This window comes from Gillisella taibaishanensis (assembly GCF_001938985.1).
Taxonomy (GTDB): domain Bacteria; phylum Pseudomonadota; class Alphaproteobacteria; order Rhizobiales; family Rhizobiaceae; genus Allorhizobium; species Allorhizobium taibaishanense.
Genome location: NZ_MKIN01000024.1, coordinates 263,091 through 279,378, shown reverse-complemented (window position 1 = coordinate 279,378; position 16,288 = coordinate 263,091). Strand labels below are relative to the sequence as shown.

The window sequence follows — 16,288 nt, the reverse complement described above, 5'->3', positions numbered from 1 at the left end:
GTCAGACAGCCGCCACTTCCGTCAATATTTCCAGCAGCGTTTGCTTGCGATCGAGATTGTAGGCGCTTGATATGCCGAGCTTCTCGACGACGGCGGTAGACAGCCGCGACAGCCGGTCTGCGCGCGGCAGATCGCCAGACATTGCCGTCTGTCGTGCCCTGTCGACCAGGAATTCGACGAGATGCTCGGCAAAAAACTGGTAGACGACGTCGCTGTCCTTGCCGGACAGAGCATCCGCCAGCTTGTGCATCTGCCGTCGCTGCGCCGGGCCATCGGCGGCAAGGCACTCCTCGAAGGCCGAGATAATGTCCAAGCCGCCGTAGTTGATCAGCTTCAACGCCTGCGACACGCTGCCCTTGGACTGGGCGGCCAGAGTATCAAGCCGCTCCGCAGGCAGCGGCACGGCAAGGTGATCAAGCGCTTGCGCAAGATCTTGGGCACCCAGCGGCTGCAATTTCAGCGGCATGCAGCGCGAGCGGATCGTTGGCAACAACTTGCCGGGAGCATGCGACAGAACCAGGAACAGCGAGCGCTTCGGCGGCTCTTCCAGCACTTTCAAAATAGCATTGGCGGCGTTTCGGTTCATGTCATCGGCGGGATCGAGAATGACGATACGCCAATTGCCGGCACCCGATGTCTGAGAAAAGAAATGTCCGGCCTTCCGGACCTCCTCCACCGTAATCGTTGTCTTTGCCCGCCCGGTCTTTTCATCGACTGGCCGGGAAATGTGCAGGAGATTGTGAGAGGCGCCTGAAGCGATTTGCCGGGCGACCAGCGATTCGGGCTCTGAAAGCATGGCCGGCGCCTGTGCCTGATCGGGATGGCTCAGCACATGATGGGCAAAGCGAAAGGCTAGTGTCGCCTTGCCGATGCCCTCAGGCCCCTCGATCAGGATGGCGTGGTGCAGCTTGCCGGATCGGTAAGCGTCGGCAAGGAACTGTTCGGCGTCACCATGGCCGAACAGCCGGTGATTGGCAAAAGGCGGCAAGGCGCCATCGAGAAGGCCGGGTCGTTCCATCTCAGCGTTCCCCGTCTTCGACCGCTGTCCGCTTGGCCAGTACAGGCGATACGGCGTTGAAAATCGCCTCGGCGATCTCTTCGATCCCACCCGTTGCCTCGACCACCCGGCAGCGCTCCGGTTCTGCCTTGGCGATCGCCAGAAAGGCTTCGCGGCGGCGTTGGTGGATGGCAATCTTTTCCTTCTCGAAACGATCAGGCGCTACCTCCCCAAGCTCGCCCGCCCGGCGCTTGGCCCGCGCCAGGCCGAGCTTTGCCGGAAGATCGAGAATGATCGTGAGGTCAGGGACGACGCCGTTGACGGCAATGGCCTGCAGCCGGTCGATCAGGGCGGGGGAAAGGTCGCCAGTCGTGCCCTGATAGACACGCGAGGAATCCATGAAGCGGTCGCAGAGCACGATCTCCCCGCGCAAAAGCGCCGGGCGCAGAAGCGCCTCGACATGATCGTTGCGGGCGGCGGCAAACAAGATTGCCTCCATCTCCACGCCGAAGGGTTCTGCGGCGCCAGACAGGAGCACATGGCGCAGCGCCTCGGCCGAGGGCGAGCCACCGGGTTCGCGGCTGGTGACGACGGTGTGGCCAAGAGCCTTCAGCTTCTCGGCAAGAAGCCGGATCTGGGTGGATTTACCCGCGCCCTCGCCGCCTTCGAATGTTACGAACAATCCGCTGCCAACCGCCACCGATGCATTTTCCTTACTGTGATCAAGGGCTGTTTATCGCAAGCCGCTGCGTCGCGAAACCTTTTCAAGGATCACGACACGGGAAAGCCTTGATCAAACCCAGGAAAACAACAGTTCGACCAGCGCGTCGCGGGTGCGCTTGACCAGCGAACCGAGGTCGGAGCGCGCTGCGGCCTGCAGGGGCAGATCGCGCAGCATCCTGTCGCCGAGCATCACCTTCAGCCTGGCCACTTCGGCACCCGTCTCGATGCCGGGGCGCAGCGGCCAACGATAGACCACCCTCGCCTCAACCTTCTCACCAGAGCCTACCGGGACGTAGACATCGACCGGCTGCGGCGACACAAGCGGCACCTCGGCAGGCTCGCCGCCATAGACGCTGGCCTGACCGATCACCTGGCCGGCATCGAACAGCCGACGCTTTTCAAAGGCGGAAAATCCCCAGGCCAGTGCCTTTGCAGCATCGTCCTGGCGGGTCTTGTCGCTTTCGCTGCCGGCAAGGCCGAGATAGAGGCGCACGCCGTTCTGCTCGGCAGAAGCGATGATGGAATAGCCCTCGCCTTCAGTAAATCCCGCCGCGAGACCGTCGACTCCGGGTGATACACCAAGCAGTGGATTACGATTGCGCTGGAAAATCTTGTTCCACTCGAAATCAGGCTGGGCGTAGAGCTTGTAGAAATCGGGATAATCAGTCCGGATTGCCTGGGCCAGCGTCAGCATATCCCGCAGCGTCACCTTATTGCCGGGATCCGGCAGGCCGGTGGCGTTGGCGAAATGGCTGTCCTTCAAGCCAAGCTGCACTGCGCGCTCATTCATCAGTTTGACGAAACCCTGTTCCGAGCCGGTCATGCCTTCGGCCAGGATCAGGCACGCGTCGTTGGCCATCTGCACCATCACGCCCTTCAGCAGGGCATCGACAGGCACGCGCGAGCGCACGGCGGCAAACATCGTGGCGGTGCGTGACGGTGCGCCACCGGTGCGCCAAGCAGATTCGGAAACGGGAAAGTCCTGGGTCAGCGACAGCCGTCCGGCCTTCAACGCCTCAAGCACGACATCCGCCACCATCATCTTGGACAGGGAGGCTGACGTGAAGGGCTGTTCGCTGTTCTTTTCAAACAGAACGCTACCGGTTTCCGCCTCGATCAGCAGAACCTGCTTGGCTTCAGTGGCAAATACCGCCGGAGTCGAGGCATCGGGAGCCGCCGCTTGCGCCAAGGCGGGTGCGGTCAGAACATTCAACGCAAAGAGAAATGTCAGGGCATAGCCGATGGCGAAGACCGTAAATCGCACGGAGATCGATCCAAGCTGTCCGATCGGGCCAAACCCGCGGCGCTTGCGGCTACGCTTTGTGACCGGCCAGTCGAGGCGCATCGTTATCCTTCACCCTGATCTCGATCGGGAAGCGAGAATCACCACCCGGATCGCTCTCATGGATAGGGTCTTTGCCGCAGGCCGTCCAGACTGGCGGTTGGTCAGCCTTCGTTCGGGCTTGAATAGGCCGTGGCACCGCCAGCAACCGGAGCCGGGCCGACATGCCAGCCCGGAGGCAGACCACCATTGGAAGGCTCGGCAACCGGCTTAGCACGGGCCGTGGCGCGAACCGGCTGCGGTGCTGCGGCAACGGGAGCGATCTCGCGGCGGTTGACGGAGGATGCAGCTGCCGGGCGAGGCTGGGCCGCGGGCTGCGCATAGGCAACAGCGGGTGCCTGCCAGGACTGGGCCGGTGCCGGACGGGATGCGGCAACCGGCTGGCGCTGGACTGGAAGCGGCGCACTGGCAACAGCGTTGGAACGGACTGGGGCAGCATAGACAGGTGTGCGAGCCGGCGCATTATAGGCGCTGGCAGACGACGGCGCCATTGGAGCCGCCACGGGCTTCGCGGTCTTTACAGCTGGTGCGGATGCGCTGGATGGACCGGCAAAGCGGCCAAAGAAGTTCTGTTGCGGGGCATTGGAGGCCACCATTACGCCGCTGGCGATCTGGCCGCCACCCAGCGGATCAATGCCTGGCATGCGCTGGCCCTTGCGGACGTAGGACGCCATCAGATAGGGCATGTCATGGCCGGTCATGTCGGCCGGGCCGACATATTTCACCTTCACATGCGCCGTGCCGTGGCCTTTGACGTCAAGCAGTTCAGCCGCCTTGTCGGACAAGTCGATCAGGCGGTTCTCGTGGAACGGACCGCGGTCGTTGACGCGCACAATGACGGAACTGCCGGTATCGAGATTGGTAACGCGGGCATAGCTCGGCAACGGCATGGTGGGGTGCGCTGCTGAAATGCCGAACTGATCATACACTTCGCCATTGGCGGTGTAGCGACCATGGAAGGCCGAGCCATACCAGGAAGCGAGGCCGGTTGCTTCGTAATTTGGATTTTCGCGCGGCTTGTAGACCTTGCCGGCAACGACATAGGGATCGCCGACGAGACGACGACCGCCGCCCTTCGGCACGGGACCATTTTCGACAACACGCGGGCTGGCCTTCACGCCATAGGCGGATTCGGCAAAATATTCCTTGCTCCGCTTCTTGGTGTTCGTGCTCACTTTGGAGACATCATGATTGGCGCCACAGGACGTGACCGCAACGCCGGCCAGCACGACCCAGGCAACCCGCAGACATCCAGACACCGGACGCCGCTGCAAAATCCATCTAACCGTCATCGCACCCAGACACCATCAAAGGCCGCACCGCGACCGCCGCACATCATCAACGCCAAATTTCAGTCCCCCGAAATGACACAGACTGTGCCATAACAGAAATGGGGATAAAATGGCGAAAATGCGATTATGGTTAAGACGTTAGGGAGAGAAGTTCGAGTTATGGTTAATGAACGGTTAAAATCGGGGCGATTTAGACCGAACGGGTCAGGCCGCCGTCGACCTTGATATTCTGCCCGGTAATGTAACCTGCACCTTCCGAAGCCAAGAAGGCCACCGTGGCCGCAATCTCAGCACTTGTGCCATAGCGCTGCATTGGCACGGCGGCGCGGCGCTCTTCAGCGGCGGGCAGGCTATCGATCCAGCCGGGGAGGACATTGTTGATGCGGATATTGTCGCCAGCATAGGTATCGGCAAAAATTTTGGTGTAGGCGGCAAGGCCAGCCCGGAATACAGCCGAGGTCGGAAACATCGATGAAGGCTCGAACGCCCAGGCTGTGGAAATATTGACGATGGCGCCAGCCTTCTGCTGTTGCATGATCGGCGTGACCAGCCGCACGGGGCGTATGACATTCATCAGATAGACGTCCATGCCCGTGTGCCATTGCTCATCGGTGATCTCGATGATCGGGGCACGCGGTCCGTGGCCGGCACTGTTGACCAGCACATCCACCCTGCCCCTTGTCTCCATCGTGGCATCGACCAGTCTCTTCAGATCGTCATTGGACTGGTTCGAGCCGGTGACGCCGATACCGCCGAGTTCTTCGGCCAGCGCCTCGCCCTTGCCGGAAGAAGACAGGATCGCGACCTTATAGCCATCGGCTGCGAGCCGCTTGGCACATTCCGCGCCCATGCCGCTGCCGCCTGCCGTAATGATCGCGACTTTTTCCGTGGTCATGATGCCCTCCCTGGCTGCTCACTTATCCAAAACGAAAACGTCCCCTGCGACATCAGCGGCCACAGGGGACGGACAGGTGCAAATCTAGCACTTCGCGATCAGCCGACGAAAGCCCGCTCGATCACAAATTCCGCCGGTTTATTATTGGCGCCTTCGGTCAGGCCCGCCTGTTCCAGCAGAGCCTTGGTGTCCTTCAGCATCGCGGTCGAGCCGCAGATCATTGCCCGGTCGATTTCGGGGTTGAGTGCTGGCACACCTAGATCGGCAAACAGCTTGCCGTTTTCGATCAGGTCGGTGATCCGGCCCGTGAAGGGGTAGTCTTCGCGGGTGGCGGTGGCGTAATGCTTCAGCTTGTCGCCGACGATTTCGCTCAGCATCTCGTCACCCTTGATCTCGGCCGCAAGGTCGAAGCCGTATTTCAGCTCGGCCACGTCGCGGCAGGTATGGGTGAGGATGACTTCCTCGAACTTTTCATAGGTCTCGGGGTCGCGGATCAGGCTGGCAAAAGGCGCGATGCCAGTGCCGGTCGAGAACATGTAGAGCCGCTTGCCCGGTGTGAGCGCGTCGAGAACCAGTGTACCGGTCGGCTTCTTGCGCATCAGCACGCGGTCGCCTGGCTGGATGCGCTGCAGATGCTGCGTCAGCGGGCCGTTCGGCACCTTGATCGAGAAGAATTCCAGTTCCTCGTCCCAGGAAGGGCTGGCGATCGAATAGGCGCGGTAGAGCGGTTTGCCCTCGACCATCAAGCCGATCATCGCAAACTCGCCGGAGCGGAAGCGGAAGCCGGCCGGCCGGGTCATCCGGAAGCGGAACAGGTGGTCGGTATAATGCGTGACGCTCAGCACCGTTTCGGCATAGACGCCTTCCGGAACGATCAGTTCGGCATTATCGGTTTTGACGGGAGCATTCATCAGCGTTCAGATCCTTCACATCTCATGCCGGAGCCGCGCAAACGGGAGGGGTCTCGGCATGCTTTATCCGCCTTATCGGCCAGTTACTGGAAATTGCCACAAATGACCAGCGGCCATCCGTGGATGCGATCATAAACCGCAGCGGCGCACGCTTTTCCGAGGGGGCAAAGCGTGCAACCGACAGTTTCGCTCGGCAAGGGGCAAGGTCGCCATCGGCTCAAGACGCTGAACGGCGGCGCCAGCTATAGCCGCTGACTTCAGCGGCCGGCCGGGCGGCAGGCTGGTAATGGTTGGCGATGCCGGGAAGACGGCCTTCTTCCAGCCGCTTCAGCGCCACGGCATTGGTGACGGCAAAGCTGTCGAAGCCGGTGCGCAGCATCAGGGGGATCTGGTCGATCAGCACATCGCCGACCGCCCTCACCTCGCCCTGATAGCCCAACCGATCACGCACCAACGAGGCGTGGCTGAAGCCGCGGCCATCGTTATAGGCCGGGAACTTCACCGCAACGATGGCGATGCGGTCGAGATAAGGCTTGAGCTTTGTCACATCGTCAGCCGGCGCAATAACAACGCCGAGATCGACAGCATTGCTCTCTTCGGCGGCGGTGATGAAGGCGTCGAGCGGCAGCAAAACTTTCTGCCCGTCCGCAGCCTTCACCTCCTCGGTTTCTTCAACCCAGGGATCCTGCGCGGCAAAACCATTTTCTTTCCAGATACGGGTCATGGTTCTGCTCCTCAGGCGGCTTCGGCAGCAGCGCCGCCATACAGGGCTTCCTTGAAGGGCTTTGGCCCCACACGGCGATAGGCTTCGAGGAAGGTTTCCTTCGGATCGAGGCGCAGGCCCAGATAGGTATCGACTACGGTTTCCACCGCATCCGTCACTTTTTCCGGCTCGAAGCCACGGCCGATGATTTCACCGATCGAGGAATGCTCGTCGCCGGAGCCGCCAAGGGTGATCTGATAAAGCTCAGCACCCTTCTTTTCCACACCCAACAGACCGATATGACCGACATGGTGATGGCCGCAGGCATTGATGCAGCCGGAGATCTTGATCTTCAACTCGCCGATCTCGGCTTGACGGGCCTGGGAACCGAAGCGCGAGGAAATCGCCTGGGCGACAGGAATCGCGCGGGCGTTGGCCAGCGCACAATAGTCCAGCCCGGGACAGGCAATGATATCGGTAATCAGGCCGGCATTGGCAGTGGCGAGCTTGGCGCCGGAGAGCGCTTCGTGAAGCGCCGGCAGATCGGCCAGCGCCACATGCGGCAAGATCAGGTTCTGCTCGTGGCTGACGCGGATTTCGTCAAAGCCGTAGCGCTCGGCGAGATCGGCGACCAAATCCATCTGCTCGTCGCTGGCATCGCCGGGGGTGCCGCCAATCGGCTTTAGCGACACGGTGACCATGCCGTAGTCCGGGTTCTTGTGCGGCTGCACATTCTGCGCGAGCCAAGTGGCAAAGGCCGGATCGGCCTTCTTGGCCTTGGCCAGAATTTCCCAGCCTTCCGGGCGCTGCGGCAGGTCCGGCAGGGCGAAGTAGCTTTCGATGGCGCGGATATCGCCTTCCGGCAGCTTCAACTGGCTATCCTTCAGCGACGCGAATTCGGCATCGATCTGACGGGTCAGTTCTTCCGTGCCGGTCTCATGCACGAGGATCTTGATGCGCGCCTTGTACTTGTTGTCGCGCCGGCCATGCAGGTTATACACCCGCACGATGGCGGTGATGTAGGACAGCATGTCCTCTTCGGGCAGGAAATCCTTGATCTTCTTGGCAATCATCGGCGTGCGGCCCTGACCACCACCGACATAGACGGCAAAGCCGAGCTTGCCGGCCTCATCCTTCTTCACATGCAGACCGATGTCATGCACCTGAATGGCGGCGCGGTCGCGCTCGGCGCCGGTCACGGCAATCTTGAACTTGCGCGGCAGGAAGGAAAATTCCGGATGGACCGAGGACCACTGCCGCAGGATTTCGGCATAGGGTCGCGGATCGGCCACTTCGTCCTGGGCAGCGCCAGCAAAGTGGTCTGCGGTGACGTTGCGGATACAGTTGCCCGAGGTTTGGATCGCGTGCATTTCGACGCTTGCGAGTTCCTTGAGAATGTCGGGCGTATCCGAAAGTTTCGGCCAGTTATACTGGATGTTCTGGCGGGTGGTGAAATGGCCATAGCCACGGTCATATTTGCGCGCCACATGGGCCAGCATCCGCATCTGCCGAGCATTCAGCGTGCCATAGGGAATGGCGACGCGCAGCATGTAGGCATGAAGCTGCAGATAAACGCCATTCATCAGCCTGAGCGGCTTGAAGGCATCCTCGGCCAACTCACCGGACAGCCGGCGCGCCACCTGATCGCGGAACTGGTCCACCCGGGCGGCGACAAAGGCGTGGTCGAATTCATCGTAACGATACATGTCTGTCCTCAGGCCCTAAAGTCTGCCGGGTTTCAATTGAACCAGACACACTCTTAGCTTTTCTTGTTTTCGCTTGTCTTCGGGAAAACCGTCTTCCACTTTTCCCTGACAAACTTTAGACGGCAACGAAATCGGGGTCGGCATGACCGTGTCCATCCGCATAGGCAATGGTCGGTCCGGCGGCGCGGATGCGCTCGCGCAGGCGCAGCGGCCAAAGCTTGCCGTCGCGCTCTTCCACATCGACGACAGCGACGTCAACCACGAGATTGCCGGCGAAGTCGCGCTTGCCGGTTGCTTCCAGCGCCTCGACGGCTTCGGCATGGCGGGCGACCAGCGCCGACTGCAGGTCTTCCACCCACTGGCCCGAGGCATCGAGCCAGACGGCGATGCCGTCGCCCAGGCGGTTGGCGGTCAAGACTTTCTCTGCCATCGTCAAACCCTCATCATCGTCTGTTCGTCCACCACGGCAGGAGCACTTGCCCTCTCACCCAATGGCATGGACTTCTCGAAATTCGCACCGGCAACTGCATCGCCGATAATCACCATGACAGGCCCCGTCAATTCGGTTCTTGCCTCAAGGCCAGGCAATTCCTTCAAGGTGCCGTGCAGCAGGCGGCGATCGCCGCGCCCGGCATTTTCAACCACGGCCACTGTCGTGTCTTCCGCCAGGCCACCCGCCATCAGCCGCTCGGCGACGGAGGCCGCCACCGTGCGACCCATATAGACGGCGACCGTTGCGCCGGACAGCGCCAGCCGCGCCCAGTCGGGCAGCACATCGCCGGTCAGATCGTGGCCGGTCGTAAAGACCAGGGAGGACGAGACGCCGCGCAGCGTCAGCGGCAATTCGAAATCAGCCGCAGCCGCCAGGGCGGATGTCACGCCCGGCACGATTTCATAGGCAATGCCGGCATCGCGCAACGCTGCCATTTCCTCGCCGGCCCGGCCGAAAATCAAGGGATCGCCGGATTTCAGCCGCACGACGCGCTTGCCCTCCCGCCCGAGCGAAACAAGCAGATCATTGATCTCGCTCTGCGATTTGGAATGACAGCCCTTACGCTTGCCCACGGGAATGCGGTCCGCATCGCGCCGCCCCATATCGACTACAGCCTGCGGCACCAGCGCGTCATAAACGATGGCGTCGGCCTCCATCATCAGCCGATGCGCGCGCAATGTCAGCAGGTCCTCGGCGCCCGGCCCGGCCCCGACCAGAAAGATCCGGCCTTCGGGAGTTGCAGAGGCTGCCGTCTTCAGCAACTTCGTCGCCTGCCGACGGGCAAATTTCACATCGCCCTTTTCCATGGCATCGGCCACTTCACCCTGGAAGAACGACCGCCAGAACAGCCGGCGCGAGACGCCGCGCGGCACAAGTCGGTCAACAGCACGGCGGTAGCTATTGGCGAGCCGGCCAAGACGGCCGAGCGAGCGCGGCAATTGCCGGTCGATGCCGGCGCGGATCATCTGCGCGAGAACCGGGCCGACGCCCTCCGTGCCGATGGCCACGGCAATCGGCGCACGGTTAACGAGCGCAGGCGTATAGAAATCGCAATAATCGGGCTGGTCGACGGCATTGGCCGGAATTTTCAGCGCCCGGGCGGTTTCGACAATCGTTCTGTCGGTCGCACCATCGCCGGTGGCCGCAAAGACCAATGTGATGCCATCAAGCACATCGGCGGAAAATGGGCGCTGATCGGTCTCGATGTTACGGCGCGCGAGAAAGGTCTGATAGGCGGGTTCCGGGGCCTGCGTGAATGCGATGATGCGTGCGGACGTATTGGCAATAAGACGGGCCTTAGCGAAAGCTTCATCGCCATCGCCAAAAACGGCCAGTTTCGCGCCGGAAACGCGAAAAAAGGCCGGAAAGACTGCCAGCTTGTCCGTATCGATCGTCAAACGCCTATTCCCTAGTTTGGCTCTCATTATCATAAAAACCCAGCCGCGCATGAAGAAACAGGAATCTGCCGGCATCATGGCGCGGATATTTCTTTGCTAGCGCATCTGCGGATCGGAGCAAAACCAACCCGGCACTGACAATTTTCCCTGAATCGCCTTCGTGGGCTTTTCCTTGGCCAAGGCTTGCCGCTAAATGCAGACACGATTCCCGGAGATCACCGCCATGCCCGATCAAAGTCTCACCTCCCGGCTGCTCGACGTCATCGAAAAGGATATCATCCCGCTGACCGAGCAGGGCGTTGCCGGCGGCAACAAGATATTCGGCGCTGCCATCCTGCGCAAATCCGATCTATCGTTGGTGCTGGCCGAGACCAACAATGAGCTTGAAAATCCGCTCTGGCACGGCGAAGTCCATACCTTAAAGCGGTTCTACGAACTCGGCGAGCGACCCGCGACATCGGAGCTGATCTTCCTCTCCACGCACGAACCCTGCACCATGTGCATGTCGGCGATCACCTGGGCGGGTTTTGATAATTTCTACTATTTCTTCAGCCATGAAGACAGCCGCGATGCCTTTGCCATTCCCCACGACTTGAAGATCCTCAAGGAAGTATTCGGGCTCGAGCCCGGCGGCTATCGCAAGCAGAATGCCTTCTGGAACAGCTTTGCCATCGAAGAAATGATCGAAGTAGAAGATGACGCTGTGCGCGGCGCGCTGCTCGCGCAGTCCCAGAAGATCCGCGGTCTCTACGGCGACCTTTCCTCCCGATACCAGTCCAGCAAGAGCGGCAACGACATTCCGCTGAACTGACCCTTCCAATTATTAGGACATACCCATGCAGCCTTCCAAGGATATCGCCCAACTGATCGACATCATGGCGGCGTTGCGCGACCCGCAGACCGGCTGCCCCTGGGACATCGTCCAGACCTTCGAGACCATCAAGCCCTACACGCTGGAAGAAGCCTATGAAGTGGCCGATGCCATCGAGCGCAACGATCCGGATGATCTATGCGACGAACTGGGCGATCTGCTGCTGCAGGTGGTGTTTCATGCCCGGATCGCCGAAGAGGCCGGGCTCTTTTCCTTTGGCGACGTGGTGGAAGCCATTACCCGCAAGATGATCCGTCGCCATCCGCATGTGTTTGCCCGCTCTGAGGCCGATACGCCAGAAGCCGTCAAGCTGCAATGGGACGCGATCAAACGCCAGGAAAAGCAGGAACGGGCTGAGCGGCGTTCATCGCGTGGCATTGCCGAGGTGTTGAATGCCGGCCATCTCGGCTCGGTGCAGCGAAGCTTTCCGGCACTGACGGAGGCCGTCAAGCTGCAGGAGCAGGCGGCCAAGGTCGGCTTCGACTGGGATAAGGCTGAGCCGATCCTCGACAAGATCGAGGAGGAAATCGGTGAATTGCGCGAGGCCTTGCAGGGCGGCAACGAAGCAAAGATCAGCGACGAGTTAGGCGATCTGCTCTTTGCCCTCGTCAATATCGGCCGCCACGTCAAAGCCGATCCCGAACAGGCCCTGCGCGGCACCAATGTGAAATTCCGCCGTCGCTTCGCCCATATCGAAAAGATGCTGACAAGTGAGGGCGAGAGCCTGGATGAAGCGACGCTGGAGCGGATGGAAGCGCTTTGGCAGGATGCCAAGCGATTCGAACGCAGATCATAAGCGGTCAGGATGGTAAGACGGCTCTGCCAAGACAGAGCGCGCCGCCATCATAGCCCGCCCTTCGTCGTCACCCATGAACTGACATAAGCGATCTCGCTCCACATTCGCGCAAGCTTGCGGCAATAGTTATAGCTAATAATTGTTGTATTTATTCGTCCGGTTGGCGAAGCGTGGAGCCTGCATCATGAATGTGCATATCAAAACCAGTTCCTGCGAGCAGGCCGTCCAGCCCGAAGACATCGCTCATTTCATGCAGATTCTGTCCTGCATGCCCGACGTTCAGACCGCCTGCTGGATGGGAAATGCCTTCCTTGCAAAAATGGCACCCGACGATCGCAAGGAAACGACGGTCGCCCTCTCGCATGTCCATCCCTTCTTTCTACCGGTCGAAGGATATGGCATCACCGCCGACCGCACACTGCGCCCAGGCGAATTTGCCGAAACAGTCCTGCGAGCCCGACTGACTGCCAACAAAGCTGATGTGCTCAATATCCTCGTGGCCGACACACCCGGAGCGGTCGCCTCCAGCCTTGGCGGTGCCGTCCGCCGGGCCCTTGGTCTAAGGCCCGCGCATCTCATATCCACGGCCTATTCCGACTATTCCGCATCGCTGCTCGGCGCTAATCTCAGCGCCAGCGGATTGGACGAACTTGCCTTGCAGCGCAACGGTCTCGACGCCAAAGGATCGCTCGCCCAGCATCCATTGGCATGCACGCCCTTTACCGCAAAGCAGATCGCCCTTTACGGCCTGCGCCCTATCGTGGTCACCGGCAATTTTCTGGTGTCGCTGATCGTGCTTGACGATGCACTCATGCAGTCTCGCGCCCGGGATACTGGCAAAGGCGAAAGCTTCTTCGAGGACGGATTGCCGGGCGTGTATCAGCAATTGCCGTTCGACCAACGCCTGGACCTGCTGGTCGATGCGCATGCTGTAAGAACCGCGCAATGGCTGGCGACCTGGCAAAAAACCGAGGCATGCGGCGCGGTAAAACCTCTCTGGATTTCCCGCGAGACGGATCTCCTCGGCGACCCCGGTATTGTCGCCCAGAAAATTGCCGATTTCGTAGGTCGAGATCGGGCCAATGTAGCCGCCATCGCCGATGCCCTGGCCCAAGAACGCACGACCGATCCCGCCTTGTCAGACAAAAGCCTTGCCTACCGGGCGAAACTGATCCCGGCAAAGATCCGGGATCGCACCGTGGCGATCTTCGAGTGCTATGCCGGTGATGCCGACCTGAGTAATTTGATCTGTAGCACTTGACCGGGACTAGAGCACCGCGCCGAAAACCTGAATCGGCACCATGCCTAACGTGGTGTGTGAATCGGATTTTCCGAAAACCGGCTCACACTGCGCGGTCCGATGCTGTAGTTCGGTTTAGAGCGGTGCCAAGTCGTCATCGTCTTCAACCGCGAGCGACGTGTAGCTGTCTTATTTCCCACGGGTCCGGAAGATCATCTTGGCGGCAATCAACGTAACGATGAGAGAAGTCAGCAAGCCAATCAGAAGAATGAGCGATGAAATGATATCGATATGATCTTCAGCGCCAATACTCCCGAAAAGCTCGAACAGCGGATCAAGAAGCCTGTAGCCGGCTTCACTGAATAGAAAATTGCCCAAGGGGGTAAATTTTCCAATCAAAATGGCCATTGGGATTGTCAGGACAAGCGAAGTCAGTATCGTGAACAGCGCTTTCATTGTACATCCACCGTCCCATAGTATTTTATGGTCGTGCCAGAAATGAACCCGGATGACTGTTTTAAAAGGAAATCGCGGAGTCTTTCAAAATTTTCAAGCGACAAAACAGTGATGCATCCCTCGCTTATTCCAAATCGACCATTGGGATGAAGTCTGAAATTACCCCTCTTTACGCCGTTCACAAACGTATAATCATCAATAACATCGTCGACACGGTAAAGAGTAAACCATTCGCTCCGGTCGACGCCAGTTACTGCGTCCTGTATCCACTCTCTCAGAGGCCCAAGCCGTCCACCGCGTTGACGATCAATAATGTAGTAACGCCCTTGCGGCAAAGGGCCAACATTGGCCAACCCCACTGCCCCGGGGTCATCTTTATGCGGCGTCATTCCTGAGAACGCCGGAACAGACCCAAATCCATTGCAAATGAGCGCGGAGGTCGACTGTCCGTTCAATTTAAAAGAACATGATGCTGGCATACCCCAACTCCTTAAATCAACCTCACCGATCAAAGGAAAGCACCTAGGACTCGATTGTCGGCCGTCAAGGGACTTGCTTGATGCTTCGCAAGCAGCAAGAGCGTGTTAGTTGATCACGTGTGCCGTGGTGCTTGTCTGCTAATTGCCTCCGGCAAACCTCAGTCCCAGTCCCAGTCCTCGTCCCGGACGGGCTGCAATATGCCGAGCTTGCGCTCCAACGCGCTGGCCTGTTGTTCCGACAGGCGCAAATCAAAGGAGACCGAGCCGTCGTCGCGGTCCTCTCGGCCATCGACCATGGCATTTTCGTAGACCCAGGGGATCAGCGAGAGCTTGTCCGGTGGCAGGATGACTGTCGTCTCAGTGACGACACCAGACAGGCGCTGGCCGATCTCGGCCATCAGTGCATCGACGCCCTCGCCTGTAATTGCCGATACGGCCATGACATTCTGTCGACCGGCGGCCTTTTCGGCGATGGCGTCATGGACTTCCGGCTCCAGCCGGTCGACCTTGTTCCAGACTTCGATGATGCGGCTCTCGCGCTCCTTCTCGTCGATGCCGAGATCGGAAAGGATGCGCAGCACGTCGCCGGATTGGGCGCCGTTGTCAGGATCGGACATGTCGCGGACATGCAGGATCAAATCGGCTTCCAGCACTTCTTCGAGCGTGGCACGGAAGGCGGCGACGAGGTGAGTCGGCAGGTCGGAGATAAAACCGACGGTATCGGACATGATCACCGTGCGGCCATGCGGGAGCTTCATCCGGCGCAAGGTCGGATCGAGCGTGGCAAACAGCATGTCCTCGGCCAGCACGCCGGCGCCCGTGATACGGTTGAACAGCGTCGATTTTCCGGCATTGGTATAGCCGACGAGGGCGACGATCGGATGTGGCACCTTACGACGCTTGGCGCGGTGCAGCTGGCGCGTGCGCACCACCTGCTCCAGCTCGCGCTCCAGCCGGACGATCCGGTCCTGCAACATGCGTCGGTCGGCTTCGATCTGGGTTTCACCCGGACCGCCCATGAATCCCGCGCCGCCGCGCTGGCGCTCAAGGTGGGTCCAGCTGCGCACCAGCCGGCCCTTCTGATAGTTCAGATGAGCAAGATCGACCTGAAGCGTGCCTTCCTTGGTGGAGGCACGGCGGCCGAAGATTTCCAGGATCAGGCCCGTCCGGTCGATGACCTTAGCGTTCCATTCCTTTTCCAGATTACGCTGCTGCACGGGCGTGAGCGGGTGATCGACAATCACAAGGCCCGCGTCCTGCGCATCGAGTTCAGCCTTGATTTCTTCGATCTTGCCAGAGCCGATCAGCGTCGCCGGACGCGGTTGATTGACCGTGACGATAAGGCCCTTAACAATCGTCAAGTCGATCGCGCGCGCGAGACCCATTGCCTCTTCCAACCGGCTTTCATTGCTGCGAGTCGTCACAGGACCTAGGTCGCCAGAGCCTTTATCGGCCCCGCGCGCCTGCTTCAGCACCGGCACGAGAACCAGGGCTCGCATAGTATCGCGATGCATGTCCTGTTCGGGAATGATGGAATCGGATGTCGTGTCTCTTGTGGCTATAGCCGTAATCCTGCTTGTAAAATGGGAAAAGGTCGCTCTCCACCGTGTCCAACGGAGATCGACCTGATCTGTTCCCGGATAATCGTCGGCTCGATTTTAGGAAGCCGCCTCTTCGCTTTCGAACATCTGCATCGGCTGTCCCGGCATGATGGTCGAAATGGCATGCTTGTAGACGAGCTGGGAGTGCCCATCACGACGCAACAGAACGCAGAAATTATCAAAGGAGGTGACCACGCCGGTCAGCTTCACACCATTGATCAAGAAAATAGTGAGGGAAATCTTCTGCTTGCGAACCGTATTGAGAAAAAGGTCCTGCAAATTCTGAGAACGTTCCGCCATGGCGCCGCTTCTTTCTATCTTGCCGGCCGGGGGTGCCGGTTGCAATTTTGTGATTTTTTTGGACGAGCCTCCCCAGTGCCCATCAG

General features: G+C 59.9%; 17 protein-coding genes. 3 read left to right on the top strand and 14 right to left on the bottom strand.

Translation table 11 applies throughout. The features are described 5' to 3' along the window. Position 1: 1 nt before the first annotated feature. The 10 genes from BJF91_RS20265 to cysG form a co-directional block, all read right to left on the bottom strand. A complete protein-coding gene (locus BJF91_RS20265) occupies positions 2-1,018 on the bottom strand; it encodes a DNA polymerase III subunit delta' (RefSeq protein WP_075616339.1) in 1,017 nt (338 codons plus the stop codon). Between the two features lies 1 nt (position 1,019). Beyond that, positions 1,020-1,697, bottom strand: coding sequence for a dTMP kinase (gene tmk / locus BJF91_RS20260; protein ID WP_075616338.1), 678 nt, complete (start codon positions 1,695-1,697; stop codon positions 1,020-1,022). A 93-nt stretch (positions 1,698-1,790) separates the two neighbouring features. Continuing rightward, positions 1,791-3,065 (bottom strand): D-alanyl-D-alanine carboxypeptidase family protein, encoded by a 1,275-nt coding sequence (locus BJF91_RS20255; RefSeq protein WP_083943404.1) that lies wholly within the window; start codon positions 3,063-3,065, stop codon positions 1,791-1,793. A gap of 101 nt (positions 3,066-3,166) precedes the next feature. Next, positions 3,167-4,321, bottom strand: coding sequence for a septal ring lytic transglycosylase RlpA family protein (locus BJF91_RS24615; RefSeq protein WP_234801678.1), 1,155 nt, complete (start codon positions 4,319-4,321; stop codon positions 3,167-3,169). A gap of 223 nt (positions 4,322-4,544) precedes the next feature. Further along, entirely contained in the window at positions 4,545-5,249 is a 705-nt protein-coding gene (locus BJF91_RS20245; protein WP_075616337.1) for an SDR family oxidoreductase, read from the bottom strand. 98 nt (positions 5,250-5,347) lie between these two features. Next, positions 5,348-6,160 carry a ferredoxin--NADP reductase gene (locus tag BJF91_RS20240; RefSeq protein WP_075616336.1) on the bottom strand — a complete coding sequence of 271 codons (813 nt, stop codon included), beginning with the start codon at positions 6,158-6,160 and terminating at the stop codon, positions 5,348-5,350. A gap of 217 nt (positions 6,161-6,377) precedes the next feature. Beyond that, on the bottom strand, positions 6,378-6,884 hold the full coding sequence (locus BJF91_RS20235) for a DUF934 domain-containing protein (protein WP_075616335.1): 507 nt from the start codon (positions 6,882-6,884) through the stop codon (positions 6,378-6,380). 11 nt (positions 6,885-6,895) lie between these two features. Beyond that, positions 6,896-8,569, bottom strand: coding sequence for a nitrite/sulfite reductase (locus BJF91_RS20230; RefSeq protein ID WP_075616334.1), 1,674 nt, complete (start codon positions 8,567-8,569; stop codon positions 6,896-6,898). A gap of 115 nt (positions 8,570-8,684) precedes the next feature. After that, positions 8,685-8,999, bottom strand: a complete 315-nt coding sequence (locus tag BJF91_RS20225; RefSeq protein ID WP_075616333.1) for a DUF2849 domain-containing protein — start codon at positions 8,997-8,999, stop codon at positions 8,685-8,687. Between the two features lie 2 nt (positions 9,000-9,001). Further along, complete coding sequence (gene cysG, locus BJF91_RS20220) at positions 9,002-10,486, bottom strand: siroheme synthase CysG (protein ID WP_075616439.1); 1,485 nt, start codon at positions 10,484-10,486, stop codon at positions 9,002-9,004. Between the two features lie 196 nt (positions 10,487-10,682). On the opposite strand from cysG, the gene BJF91_RS20215 reads away from it, so the two are divergent. From BJF91_RS20215 to BJF91_RS20205, 3 genes are all read left to right on the top strand, one after another. Continuing rightward, a complete protein-coding gene (locus BJF91_RS20215) occupies positions 10,683-11,270 on the top strand; it encodes a deaminase (protein WP_075616332.1) in 588 nt (195 codons plus the stop codon). A gap of 25 nt (positions 11,271-11,295) precedes the next feature. Beyond that, on the top strand, positions 11,296-12,126 hold the full coding sequence (mazG, locus tag BJF91_RS20210) for a nucleoside triphosphate pyrophosphohydrolase (protein ID WP_075616331.1): 831 nt from the start codon (positions 11,296-11,298) through the stop codon (positions 12,124-12,126). Positions 12,127-12,310: 184 nt separating this feature from the next. Beyond that, positions 12,311-13,387 (top strand): hypothetical protein, encoded by a 1,077-nt coding sequence (locus BJF91_RS20205; RefSeq protein WP_075616330.1) that lies wholly within the window; start codon positions 12,311-12,313, stop codon positions 13,385-13,387. A 168-nt stretch (positions 13,388-13,555) separates the two neighbouring features. Here the strand turns inward: BJF91_RS20205 and BJF91_RS20200 are convergent, their stop codons facing one another. The 4 genes from BJF91_RS20200 to hfq all read right to left on the bottom strand — a co-directional run bounded on the left by BJF91_RS20200 (position 13,556) and on the right by hfq (position 16,202). Next, a complete protein-coding gene (locus BJF91_RS20200; protein ID WP_075616329.1) occupies positions 13,556-13,822 on the bottom strand; it encodes a hypothetical protein in 267 nt (88 codons plus the stop codon). After that, the gene (locus tag BJF91_RS20195) at positions 13,819-14,301 is read right to left on the bottom strand and encodes a DUF2778 domain-containing protein (protein ID WP_075616328.1); all 483 of its coding nucleotides are present in this window, start codon (positions 14,299-14,301) and stop codon (positions 13,819-13,821) included. Before BJF91_RS20195 ends, BJF91_RS20200 begins: the two co-directional genes overlap by 4 nt. Positions 14,302-14,459: 158 nt before the next feature. After that, positions 14,460-15,872 (bottom strand): GTPase HflX, encoded by a 1,413-nt coding sequence (hflX, locus tag BJF91_RS20190; protein ID WP_407639901.1) that lies wholly within the window; start codon positions 15,870-15,872, stop codon positions 14,460-14,462. Positions 15,873-15,959: 87 nt separating this feature from the next. After that, positions 15,960-16,202 (bottom strand): RNA chaperone Hfq, encoded by a 243-nt coding sequence (gene hfq, locus BJF91_RS20185; RefSeq protein WP_003539403.1) that lies wholly within the window; start codon positions 16,200-16,202, stop codon positions 15,960-15,962. Positions 16,203-16,288 lie beyond the last annotated feature (86 nt).